The sequence below is a fragment of the Geodermatophilus sp. CPCC 206100 genome (assembly GCF_048569675.1).
Lineage (GTDB): Bacteria > Actinomycetota > Actinomycetes > Mycobacteriales > Geodermatophilaceae > Geodermatophilus.
In genome coordinates, this window is the sequence record NZ_JAQISV010000007.1 from 41,142 (window position 1) to 52,530 (window position 11,389).

Genomic DNA, 11,389 nt, shown 5'->3' on the forward strand with positions numbered 1-11,389 from the left:
TCCACGATGGAGCAGCGACCGCTCGGTCGGACGGGGGCCGACGTCAGCGTCGTCGGCCTGGGCACCTGGCAGCTGGGCGGCGACTGGGGGGACGTCGACGACGACAGCGCCGCCGAGGTGCTCGACGCCGCCCTGGACGCCGGGGTGACCCTGCTCGACACCGCGGACGTCTACGGCGACGGGCGCTCGGAGGAGCGGATCCGCCGTGCGCTGGCCGCGCGGTCGGAGCGGCCGTTCGTGGCGACCAAGGCCGGCCGCCGCGCCGACCCGTTCGAGGCCGCCCAGTACACGCCGGAGAACCTGCGCGCCTGGATCGACCGCTCCCGGCGCACGCTCGGCGTGCCGACCCTCGACCTGGTGCAGCTGCACTGCCCACCCCCGGCCGTGTACTCCGACCAGCGCGTGTACGACACCCTCGACGCGCTGGTCGAGGAGCAGGCGATCGCCGCGTACGGCGTCTCGGTGGAGACCGTCGCCGAGGGGCTGACCGCGCTGGAGCACCCGGGCGTCGCCACCATCCAGGTCATCCTCAACGTCTTCCGGCGCAAGCCTCTCGAGGAGCTGCTGCCGGCCGCGGCCAAGGCCGGAGTCGGCATCCTGGCCCGCGTTCCGCTGGCCAGCGGCCTGCTCAGCGGCAAGTACGACGAGTCGACGACCTTCCCCGCCGACGACCACCGCACCTTCAACCGGCACGGCGAGGCGTTCGACGTGGGCGAGACGTTCTCCGGCGTCCCCTTCGAGATCGGCGTCGCCGCCGCCCGCGAGGTCGCCGAGATCGCCGGCGACGCCCCGACGGCGGCGTTCGCCCTGCGCTGGGTCATCGACCAGCCCGGGGTCACTGCCGTCATCCCCGGCGCGCGCACCGTCGGGCAGGTCCGCGGCAACGTCGCCGCCGCCTCCCTCCCGCCCCTCACCGACAGCCAGCTCGCCGACCTCGAGCGCGTGTACGACGAGCGCATCCGCGCCTCCGTGCACGACCGCTGGTGACCCTCTCCCTGGAAAGGCACTGACGTGCTCCGCACCCACGACGCCGGCACGCTGCGGGCGTCCGACGCCGGTTCTGCCGTGACCCTCGCCGGCTGGGTCGCCCGCCGCCGCGACCACGGCGGGGTCGTCTTCGTCGACCTGCGCGACGCCTCCGGCTACGTCCAGGTGGTCGTCCGCGAGGAGGAGGCGCACGCCCTCCGCAACGAGTTCTGCGTGCTGGTCACCGGCGAGGTCCGGCGGCGGCCGGAGGGCAACGAGAACCCGGAGCTGCCCACCGGCGAGATCGAGGTGGCCGCCAGCGAGCTGCGGGTGCTGTCGGCGGCGGCGCCGCTGCCCTTCCCGATCGAGACCGACCAGGCCGCCTCCGACGACGTCCGCTACCGGTACCGCTACCTGGACCTGCGCCGGCAGGGCCCGGCCCGGACGCTGCGGCTGCGCAGCGAGATCAACCGGATCGCGCGGGGGGTCATGGCGCGGCACGGCTTCGTCGAGGTCGAGACGCCGAACCTGACCCGCTCGACGCCGGAGGGCGCGCGCGACTTCGTCGTCCCGGTCCGGCTGCAGCCGGGCAAGTGGTACGCGCTGCCCCAGTCCCCGCAGTTGTTCAAGCAGCTGCTCATGATCGGCGGGCTGGAGCGCTACTACCAGATCGCCCGCTGCTTCCGGGACGAGGACTTCCGCGCCGACCGGCAGCCGGAGTTCACCCAGCTGGACTTCGAGATGAGCTTCGTCGAGCGCGACGACGTCCTGGCCGTGGCCGAGGACGTCGTCCGGGCGCTGTGGTCGGAGCTGGCCGCCTACGAGGTGCCGGAGATCCCGCGGATGAGCTATCGGGAGGCGATGGACCGCTTCGGCTCGGACAAGCCCGACCTGCGGTTCGGCGTCGAGCTCACCGAGCTGACCTCGTTCTTCGCCGACACCCCCTTCCGCGTCTTCCAGGCCCCCTACGTGGGCGCGGTCGTCATGCCCGGCGGCGGGTCGCAGCCGCGGCGGGCGTTCGACGCCTGGCAGGACTGGGCGCGCTCGCGCGGTGCGCGGGGCCTGGCCTACGTGACGATCGCCGAGGACGGCACGCTCGGCGGGCCGGTCGCCAAGAACATCTCCGACGCCGAGCGCGAGGGGCTCGTGGCCGCCGTCGGCGCGCAGCCGGGGGACTGCGTGTTCTTCGCCGCCGGTCAGCGCCGCTCGTCTCAGGAGCTGCTGGGGGCGGCCCGCAACGAGATCGCCAAGCGGCTGGAGCTCATCGAGCCGGGCTCGTGGTCGTTCCTCTTCGTCGTCGACTTCCCGATGTTCGAGGAGACCGAGGACGGCGACTGGACGTTCATGCACCACCCGTTCACCTCGCCCACGCCGGAGTGGCGGGAGCGGTTCGCCGAGGACAAGGCCGCCGCGCTGTCCGACGCCTACGACCTGGTGGTCAACGGCAACGAGCTGGCCAGCGGCTCGGTCCGCATCTCCGACGCGCAGCTGCAGGAGCGGGTCTTCGAGACCCTCGGGATGTCCCGCGAGGAGGCCCGGGAGCGGTTCGGGTTCTTCCTCGAGGCGTTCGCCTACGGCCCGCCGCCGCACGCCGGCGCCGCGCTCGGCTGGGACCGGCTCACCGCCCTGCTGGCCGGGGTGGACTCGATCCGCGAGGTCATCGCCTTCCCGAAGACCGGCGCCGGTTTCGACCCGCTCACCGGCGCGCCGACGCCGATCACCGACGCCCAGCGCAAGGAGGCCGGCATCGACGCCCAGCCGGAGGAGCCGCCGCTGCCGGCCGAGCCCGGGGCACCGGGGCCGGCGTCCACCGACGTCACCATCCGGCCGTAACCCAGGTCACGGTCCGCCGGTAGGTTGCGGGCATGCCGCTGCGTGCCCGCACCCTGCTCGGACCCGGTCCGTCCAACCCCTACCCCGAAGCCACCGTCGCGCTGGTCCAGCCGCTGCTGGGCCACCTGGACCCGGTCTTCCTGGGCATCCTCGACGAGACCTCCGACCGGCTGCGCCAGGTCTTCGGGACGACGAACCGCCGCACCCTCCCGCTGTCGGCGACCGGTTCGGCCGGCATGGAGGCGGCGTTCGTCAACACCGTCGGCCCGGGCGACGTCGTCGTCGTCGCGGTCAACGGCCTGTTCGGCGAGCGGATGGTCGACGTCGCGTCGCGCTGCGGGGCCGAGGTCGTGCGGGTGGACCACGAGTGGGGGCAGCCGGTCGACGCCGACCGCGTGCTGGCCGCCCACCCGTCCCCGAAGCTGATCGCCGCCGTCCACGCCGAGACCTCCACCGGCGTGCGCTCGGACCTCGCCCCGCTGGCCGCCGGCAAGGGCGACGCGCTGCTGCTGGCCGACTGCGTCACCTCGCTGGGCGGCATCCCGGTGCAGCTGGACGAGTGGGGGGTCGACCTCGCCTACTCCGGCTCGCAGAAGTGCCTGGGGGTCGCGCCGGGGCTCGCGCCGTTCACGATCAACGAGCGGGCCTGGGAGCGGCGGATCGAGAAGCCCCGCAGCTGGTACCTCGACCTGGGCATGCTCGGCGGGTACGCCGGCGAGGCCGCCGGCTCCGGGGGCCGCACCTACCACCACACGGCGCCCACCGGGATGGTCGTGTCGCTGCACGCCGGGCTCGGCCGCGTCCTGGAGGAGGGGCTGGACGCCGTCCACGCCCGGCACCTCGAGGCCGGCCGGCTGCTGCACGCGGGCCTGGAGGAGCTGGGCCTGGAGCTGTTCGCCGCCGAGGGGTACCGGCTGCCCGAGCTGACCACGGTGCGGGTGCCCGACGGCGTGGACTCCGCCGCGGTGCGCAAGGAGTTGCTCGAGCGCTACGACCTGGAGATCGGCGGCGGCGTCGGGGCCTACGCGGCCACCGTCTGGCGGATCGGCCTGATGGGCCACAACGCCCGCCCGGACACCGTCGCGCTCGTCCTGGCCGCGCTGCGCGAGGTGCTGGGCCGCTGACCGCGACCGCCCCGCCGGCGCTCGCCGCCTGCGGTCGCCAGCTCCGGCTGACCAGGGCCCGGCACGTGCGGTCCACCACCACGGTCCCCCGACGTGGCGGGCGGCGAACCGCAGCACCAGCCAGCCCTCCGCGGCCACGAGGGAGTAGCGGTCGACGTCCCGGCCGAACTGGTCGCGCTCCGCGTGCTGGCGTCCCTCGTACTCCAGGAGCACCGCCCACTCCTCGTAGCCGAGGTCCCCGTGCGCGACCACGCGCCCCCAGCGGTCGCGGACCGCCACCTGCGGCTGCGGGTCGGGCAGGTCGCTGCGCACCAGCCAGTAGCGCACGAGGCTCTCGGGACGGGACATCGCGAGGGGTGACAGCAGCGGTGCGCACTCCCGTGCCCGGACCACGCCGCGGACCCGGCGCGCCCGACCCAGCCGCTCCTCGAGCCGGTCGGCGCTGAGGTGCCCCGCCCGCAGGAGGGCGTCACCGACGGCGACGAGGTCCTCCGGCGCGGAGCCCGCGGCGAGGTCGAGGTACGTCTGCGCGCCCGAGGTCACCCGCAGACCCCGGTGGACGACGACGTCCGGGTCGGCCAGCAGTCGGGAGTGGACGACGAGGTCGGCCCGCTGCGGGAGCACCCGCCTGGGGGTGAGCACGACGTGCGGGAGCGCCGGCGCGTCGACCGGGGCGCCGAGGACGGCCGCTGCCGTGGCATGGCTGAACGCCGCGTCCGGCGGCAGTGTGGTCGCCAGCAGGGCCAGGCGCTCGGCCGCGTCGACGGCGTCGTCGAGGTGCACGTACAGGTCGTGGGACAGCCGGAAGAAGCGGGTTCTCCGCAGGGTGGCCCGGGAGATGCCGGCGGCGCGCGCGGCGGCCGAGGTCCACGTCGGGAGGGGCGTCATCCGCCGGACGGTGGTGCCCGGGTGCGCGGCTCGGGGCGCCCCGGCGACGGCGGAGGGGCCAGCAATCGAGGGGGCAGGAGTCCGGGGCTCAGGAGGCCCGGGTCATCGTGGACGCGTAGCCGCCGCCGGGCCACTCCCACGCGCCGGAGTTGCTCGCGCCGTCGGCGCTGAACCGCCCCTCGAAGCGGGCCGGGGAGTCCGTTCCGCCGAACCAGATGGTGAGCAGGTCGCCCTCCAGCCGGTAGGTGTACTCGAGGATCTCCCCACCGGTGCCGAAGAAGTGGGACCGCAGCTCGCCGCTGGGCTCGTCGAAGCCGATGTACTCCACGCCGCGGGTGTGCTCGCCGGCCGAGTGCAGGTCGACGTGCTGCACGAGGAAGGCGCCGCCCTCCATCCACTCGTAGCGGACCTCGCCGCTCAGGTCGTCGGGGCCCGAGACGGACCAGGTGCCGACGAGGCGGTCGAGGGAGCGCAGCGCGGCGGTCCGGGGGTCGGTCGCGGTGTCGGTCGTCATGGTGGCCTCCTGCGCTGACGGGGCCCGGCGCGGTCGCGAGGCCACATCCCTCAGACCGACCGGCGCCCCCGACCTCATCGGTGCCGGGAGACGGCGCTCAGGCGTCGAGGCGGGCGAGCTGCTCGGGGGTGAGCTGCAGGTCCGCGGCGGCCGCGGAGTCGACGATGGACGCCGCCCGCGTGGCGCCCGGGATCGGGACGACGACGTCGGCCTGGGCCAGGTGCCAGGCCAGCGTCACCTGGTACACCGACACCCCGAGCTCCTCGGCGACCTCCGCGAAGGCCGGCGCGGTGGCCTCCAGCGACCCGGCCGCAGACACCCCGCCGAACGGGCTCCACGGGAGGAACGCCAGCCCGTGCCCCGCGCAGTGCGCCACCTCGTCGGCGGAGAACCGCCAGCCCGGCGAGAACTGGTTCTGCACGCTCACCAGCGCCGGGCCGACGATCGAGCGGGCGACGTCGATCTGGGCGACGTCGGCGTTGGAGATGCCGACCATCCGCACCAGCCCGTCGTCGGCCAGGGACCGCAGCGCCCCCATGGACTCCTCCCACGGGGTGTCGGGATCGGGGCGGTGGAACTGGTAGAGCCCGATCGCGTCGCCGCCGAGCCGGCGCAGCGACGCCTCGCAGGCCCGCCGCAGGTACCCCGGCGTCCCGTCGAGCTCCCAGTCGGTGCCCCGCCGGGTGTGCCCGCCCTTCGTCGCGACGAGCACGTCGGCCGCGCCCGATCCGTAGGAGGCCAGCGCGTCGGCCACCAGCGACTCGTTGTGGCCGAACTCGGCCTCGTCGCGCGAGTAGGCGTCGGCGGTGTCGACCAGCGTCACGCCGGCGTCCAGGGCGGCGTGGATCGTGGCGACGGCGTCGTCGTGCGACGGCCGCCGCTCCTTGGTGGACAGGGGCATGGCCCCGAGCCCGATGGCGCTGACGGGGACGTCTCCGATGCGTCGTTGCTGCACGGGGGTGTCGTGCCCCGCGGGTAGCGTCCTCACGCGTGAGCGGACAGGGGCGGAAGCCCGACAGGGAGCGTCCGAGCCGACAGGGAGTGAGCATCGCAACGAGCGCCAGCGAGCGAGGAGCGGAGCGACCGCGGAGGCGAGCAGTGACAGAGCGACCGAGGAGCGGAGCGCCCCGCGGGAGCGAACCGAGGACACCGTGAGTTCGCTGTTCGACGAACCGGTGGACGACGCCCCGCGTGTCGACCCCGGCGCCCCGCTGGCCGTCCGGATGCGGCCGCGCGCGCTGGACGAGGTCGTCGGCCAGCAGCACCTGCTCGGTCCGCGGGCCCCGCTGCGCCGGCTGGTCGAGGGCGACGAGCCGATGTCGCTGGTCCTCTACGGCCCGCCCGGCACCGGCAAGACGACGCTCGCGCACGTCATCTCCCTGGCCACCAAGCGGCAGTTCGTCCAGCTGTCGGCGCTGGACGCCGGGGTGAAGGAGGTCCGGGCGGTCATCGCCGGCGCCAAGCGGGAGCTGACCTACGCCGGCCGGCGCACCGTCCTGTTCATCGACGAGGTGCACCGCTTCTCCAAGACCCAGCAGGACTCGCTGCTGTCCGCGGTCGAGGACCGCATCGTCAGCCTCATCGCGGCCACCACCGAGAACCCGTTCTTCTCGGTGGTCAGCCCGCTGCTGTCCCGCAGCCTCGTGCTGGCCCTGCAGCCGCTGTCCGACGACGACGTCCGCGCCGTGCTGCGCCGGGCCCTGACCAGCGACCGCGGGCTCGACGGCGCGGTCACCCTCACCGAGGAGGCCGAGGAGCACCTGCTGCGGGTGGCCGGCGGCGACGCCCGCAAGGCGCTCACCGCGCTGGAGTCCGGTGCGGGCGCGGCGAGGGCGGCCGGCACCGAGGTCCTCGACCTGGCCACCCTGGAGACGGCGGTGGCGCAGGCGGCGGTCCGCTACGACCGGCAGGGCGACCAGCACTACGACGTCGCCAGCGCGCTGATCAAGTCCATCCGCGGCAGCGACGTGGACGCCGCCATGCACTACCTGGCCCGCATGGTGGAGGCCGGGGAGGACCCCCGCTTCATCGCCCGCCGCCTGGTGATCTCCGCCAGCGAGGACATCGGGATGGCCGACCCCACGGCGCTGCTCACCGCGGTCGCCGCCGCCGACGCCGTCGCGTTCATCGGCATGCCGGAGGGCCACTTCGCGCTGGCCCAGGCCGTCGCCCACCTGGCCACCGCGCCGAAGTCCAACGCGCTCACCGTGGCCATCGGCGAGTCCGTCGCGGACGTGCGCGCCGGCCTGGCCGGGCCGGTCCCGCCGGGGCTGCGCGACGCGCACTACGCCGGCGCGAAGAAGCTGGGGCACGGCGCCACCTACCGGTACCCGCACGACGCGCCGGACGGGATCGTGCCGCAGCAGTACCCGCCCGACGCGCTGGTCGGCAAGGACTACTACCGCCCCACCAGCCGCGGTGCGGAGGGCGCGATCGGCGCCCGGCTGGTCAAGCTGCGGGCGATCCTCCGGCGCGGCCGCTGACCCCCGGCGGGGCACGGACGGGCGTCCCGGGCCGCGACTACTGTGACCACGCCGGGCCGAGGTCCGCCGGGAGCGACCGCGCGGGCACGACTCCGGACGACGAGCCGTCGCCGAGGAACAGGAGACCCCGCGTGTCCGCAGGAGAGTGGGCCGGATTGATCGCCGCGCTGGCGCTGGTGCTGCTGGTGGTGCTGCTCGCCGTCCCGATCCTCAAGCTGGGGCGCACCCTCGACGAGGCGACGCTGACCATCCGGCAGGCTCGCGAGCAGAGCGCGCCGATCCTCAGTCAGGCCTCGACGACGGTCGCCCACGTCAACAGCAACCTCGAGCGGGTCGACGACATCACCGGCAACGCGGCCAACGTCTCCAGCAACGTGGCGGCGCTCAGCAGCGTCGTCGCCGCGACCCTGGGCAGCCCCCTGATCAAGGTGGCCGCGTTCAGCTACGGGGTGCGCAGCGCGGCCCGCAAGAAGCGCGAGGGCCAGGCCATCGCCGACGCCGCCGCCCGTGACCGGGTCGCGCGCCGCGAGCGCCGGGCCGCCCGGCGGGCCGCCTGATGCGCCGGCTGTTCTGGCTCGGGATGGGCGTCACCATCGGCGCGCTCCTCGTCCGCAAGCTGTCCCGCGCCGCCGAGAAGCTGACCCCGCAGGGCATCGCCGGCGCCCTCGTCGAGGGCCTGCGGGACCTCGCCGACGCGATCGGCGACTTCGGTGCCGACGTCCGGGCGGCCGCGGCCGCGCGCGAGGAGGAGCTGCGCGCCGGCACCGGGCTGGACGCGCCGCTGCCCGAGCCCGGGCAGGCGCAGCTCCCCTCCCGGCGGGGCGCGCACGCCGCCGACCGCTGACCTCCGTCCTCGCGGGCGACGCCGCCCGCCCCCCGATCCCCGAGTAGGACGATGCAGACCGCCGAGATCCGCCGCCGCTTCCTGGAGCACTTCGCCTCCCGCGGCCACACCGTCGTGCCCAGCGCCTCGCTGGTCTCGCCCGACCCGTCGCTGCTGTTCACCGTCGCGGGCATGGTGCCGTTCATCCCGTACCTGACCGGCCGGGAGCCGGCGCCCTACCCGCGGGCGACCAGCGTGCAGAAGTGCGTGCGCACCCTCGACATCGAGGAGGTGGGCAAGACCACCCGCCACGGCACGTTCTTCCAGATGAACGGCAACTTCTCGTTCGGCGACTACTTCAAGGACGGCGCGATCCAGCACGCCTGGGACCTGATCACCGGGTCCGTGGACGCCGGGGGGCTCGGCTTCGATCCCGAGCGGATCTGGGTCACCGTCTACCTCGACGACGACGAGGCCGCCGACGCGTGGCGGCGCATCGCCGGGCTGCCCGACGAGCGGATCCAGCGGCGCGGGCTCAAGGACAACTACTGGCACACCGGCCAGCCCGGCCCGGGTGGCCCGTGCAGCGAGATCTACTACGACCGCGGTCCCGAGCACGGGCCGGACGGCGGGCCGGTGGTCGACGAGGACCGGTTCCTGGAGATCTGGAACCTCGTCTTCATGCAGTACGAGCTGGCCGACGTGCGGAGCAAGGAGGAGTTCCGCATCGTCGGCGACCTGCCGAAGAAGAACATCGACACCGGCATGGGCCTGGAGCGGGTCGCCTACCTGCTGCAGGGCGTGAACAACCTCTACGAGATCGACGAGGTGTCCCCGGTGCTGCGCCGGGCGGCCGACCTCGCCGGCGTCGGCTACGGACGCGATCACGACGCCGACGTCCGGTTGCGCGTGGTCGCCGACCACGTCCGCAGCAGTCTCATGCTGATCGGGGACGGCGTCACGCCCGGCAACGAGGGCCGCGGGTACATCCTGCGCCGGCTGCTGCGCCGCGCGGTGCGCTCGATGAAGCTGCTCGGCGTCGACGAGGCCACCCTGCCCGAGCTGCTGCCGGTGTCGCGCGACGCGATGAAGGCCAGCTACCCGGAGCTGGAGACCGACTTCGCGCGCATCTCCAGCGTGGCCTACGCCGAGGAGGAGGCGTTCCGGCGCACCCTCAGCGCGGGCACGACGCTGTTCGACACCGCCGTCGCCACGGCCAAGCGGGCGGGCGCCCCGCAGCTGTCGGGGGAGCAGGCGTTCTCCCTGCACGACACCTACGGCTTCCCGATCGACGTCACCCTCGAGATGGCCGCCGAGCAGGGCGTCACCGTCGACGAGGACGGCTTCCGGGCCCTCATGCAGCAGCAGCGCGACCGCGCCCGCGCCGACGCCCGCGCCAAGAAGACCGGCTCGGTCGACGTCCTGGCCTACCGCCGGCTGCTGGCCGACCACGGCCCGACCGACTGGCGGGCCTACGACACGCTGCGCACCGAGTCGCGCGTGCTCGGCGTGGTCAGCGACCTCGCCGAGGAGGGGGCCGGCGCCCCCGCCGGCCCGGGCGAGATCACCCGCGTGGTCCTCGACCGGACGCCGTTCTACGCGGAGTCCGGCGGCCAGGTGGCCGACGCCGGCGTCCTCACGTGGGACGGCGGCCGCGCGGAGGTCCTCGACGTCCAGCGGCCGGTCAAGGGCCTGGTCGCCCACCAGGTGCGGGTCCTCGACGGCGAGCTGCGCGAGGGCGCTGAGCTGGTCGCGGAGGTGGACCGCGAGTGGCGGCTGTCGGCGTGCCAGGCGCACTCGGGCACGCACGTCGTGCACGCCGCGCTGCGCCAGGTGCTCGGCCAGCAGGCGCTGCAGTCGGGCTCCTACAACCGGCCCGGCTACCTGCGGCTGGACTTCGCCTGGCAGGGCGCGCTCACCCCGCAGCAGCGGCACGACATCGAGGACGTCGCCAACGCCGCCGTCCGCGCCGACCACCGGGTGACCGCCAGCTACATGACGCTGCCCGAGGCCCAGGCGATCGGCGCGCTGGCGCTGTTCGGCGAGACCTACAGCGAGCAGGTGCGCGTCGTGGAGATCGGCGGCCCGTGGTCGCGGGAGCTCTGCGGTGGCACGCACGTGCGCGGCAGCGCGCAGATCGGCACGCTGGCGCTGACCGGGGAGTCCTCCGTCGGCTCGGGCTCCCGCCGCGTCGAGGCGGTCGTCGGCCTGGACGGCTTCCGCTACCTGGCCCGCGAGCGCGACCTGGTCCGCCAGCTCGCCGACCTGGTCAAGGCCCCGACCGACGGGCTGGTCGAGCGGGTCAGCGGCATGCTGGCCCGGCTGCGCGACGTCGACAAGGAGCTGGCCGAGCTGCGCGCCCAGCAGACCGTGGCCGCGGCCGGGGAACTGGCCGCCGGCGCCCGGGACGTCGGCGGGGTCGCCGTGGTGACCGGCTCGCCCGGGGGCCTGGGCGGCGGGGACCTGCGCACGCTGGCCCTCGACGTCCGCGGCCGGCTGCCCGCCGACCGCCCGGGGGTCGTCTTGCTCGCGTCGGAGTCCGGGGGCAAGGTGGCTCTCGTGGCGGCCCTCAACCCGGCCGCCGTGCAGCGGGGGCTCTCCGCTGGTGACCTGGTCCGGGTCTCCGCCCCGCAGGTGGGCGGCAAGGGTGGCGGCAAGAACGACGTGGCCCAGGGCGGCGGCACGGACCCCGCCGGCATCCCCGCGGCCCTCCAGGCCGGCGAACAGGCGGTCGCGACCGCCGCAGGGAGGTGAGCGG

9 protein-coding genes are annotated in these 11,389 nt (G+C 74.8%); 7 read left to right on the forward strand and 2 right to left on the reverse strand.

Annotation, left to right across the window (positions count from 1 at the left end; all coding sequences use genetic code 11):
• Positions 1 to 6 precede the first annotated feature (6 nt).
• From PGN05_RS03630 to PGN05_RS03640, 3 genes are read left to right on the forward strand one after another with little or no spacing between them, the layout of a single operon-like run.
• Positions 7 to 987: an aldo/keto reductase gene (locus PGN05_RS03630; protein WP_419751158.1), complete on the forward strand. Its 981-nt coding sequence runs from the start codon at positions 7 to 9 to the stop codon at positions 985 to 987.
• A 24-nt stretch (positions 988 to 1,011) separates the two neighbouring features.
• Positions 1,012 to 2,799: an aspartate--tRNA ligase gene (aspS, locus tag PGN05_RS03635; protein ID WP_419751159.1), complete on the forward strand. Its 1,788-nt coding sequence runs from the start codon at positions 1,012 to 1,014 to the stop codon at positions 2,797 to 2,799.
• 32 nt (positions 2,800 to 2,831) lie between these two features.
• Positions 2,832 to 3,923 (forward strand): pyridoxal-phosphate-dependent aminotransferase family protein, encoded by a 1,092-nt coding sequence (locus tag PGN05_RS03640; protein ID WP_419751160.1) that lies wholly within the window; start codon positions 2,832 to 2,834, stop codon positions 3,921 to 3,923.
• Between the two features lie 976 nt (positions 3,924 to 4,899).
• Here the strand turns inward: PGN05_RS03640 and PGN05_RS03645 are convergent.
• Both PGN05_RS03645 and PGN05_RS03650 read right to left on the reverse strand, forming a co-directional pair.
• Entirely contained in the window at positions 4,900 to 5,325 is a 426-nt protein-coding gene (locus PGN05_RS03645; RefSeq protein ID WP_419751161.1) for a hypothetical protein, read from the reverse strand.
• Between the two features lie 97 nt (positions 5,326 to 5,422).
• Positions 5,423 to 6,280: an aldo/keto reductase gene (locus PGN05_RS03650; RefSeq protein WP_419751162.1), complete on the reverse strand. Its 858-nt coding sequence runs from the start codon at positions 6,278 to 6,280 to the stop codon at positions 5,423 to 5,425.
• 196 nt (positions 6,281 to 6,476) lie between these two features.
• Here PGN05_RS03650 and PGN05_RS03655 point away from each other — a divergent pair, with 196 nt between their 5' ends.
• The 4 genes from PGN05_RS03655 (at position 6,477) to alaS (ending at position 11,385) form a co-directional block, all read left to right on the forward strand.
• Positions 6,477 to 7,808, forward strand: a complete 1,332-nt coding sequence (locus PGN05_RS03655; protein ID WP_419751163.1) for a replication-associated recombination protein A — start codon at positions 6,477 to 6,479, stop codon at positions 7,806 to 7,808.
• Between the two features lie 131 nt (positions 7,809 to 7,939).
• The gene (locus PGN05_RS03660; protein ID WP_419751164.1) at positions 7,940 to 8,365 is read left to right on the forward strand and encodes a DUF948 domain-containing protein; all 426 of its coding nucleotides are present in this window, start codon (positions 7,940 to 7,942) and stop codon (positions 8,363 to 8,365) included.
• Positions 8,365 to 8,652 (forward strand): hypothetical protein, encoded by a 288-nt coding sequence (locus tag PGN05_RS03665; protein WP_419751165.1) that lies wholly within the window; start codon positions 8,365 to 8,367, stop codon positions 8,650 to 8,652. The genes PGN05_RS03660 and PGN05_RS03665 overlap by 1 nt, the downstream gene beginning before the upstream one ends.
• 51 nt (positions 8,653 to 8,703) lie before the next feature.
• Positions 8,704 to 11,385 (forward strand): alanine--tRNA ligase, encoded by a 2,682-nt coding sequence (gene alaS / locus PGN05_RS03670; protein ID WP_419751166.1) that lies wholly within the window; start codon positions 8,704 to 8,706, stop codon positions 11,383 to 11,385.
• The last annotated feature ends 4 nt before the right edge of the window (positions 11,386 to 11,389 follow it).

Coding starts and splice junctions, on each gene's coding strand:
- PGN05_RS03640 (WP_419751160.1), top strand. CDS start 2,832: ATGCCGCTGCGTGCCCGCACCCTGCTCGGACCCGGTCCGTCCAACCCC.
- alaS (WP_419751166.1), top strand. CDS start 8,704: ATGCAGACCGCCGAGATCCGCCGCCGCTTCCTGGAGCACTTCGCCTCC.
- PGN05_RS03645 (WP_419751161.1), bottom strand. CDS start 5,325: ATGACGACCGACACCGCGACCGACCCCCGGACCGCCGCGCTGCGCTCC.
- PGN05_RS03630 (WP_419751158.1), top strand. CDS start 7: ATGGAGCAGCGACCGCTCGGTCGGACGGGGGCCGACGTCAGCGTCGTC.
- PGN05_RS03665 (WP_419751165.1), top strand. CDS start 8,365: ATGCGCCGGCTGTTCTGGCTCGGGATGGGCGTCACCATCGGCGCGCTC.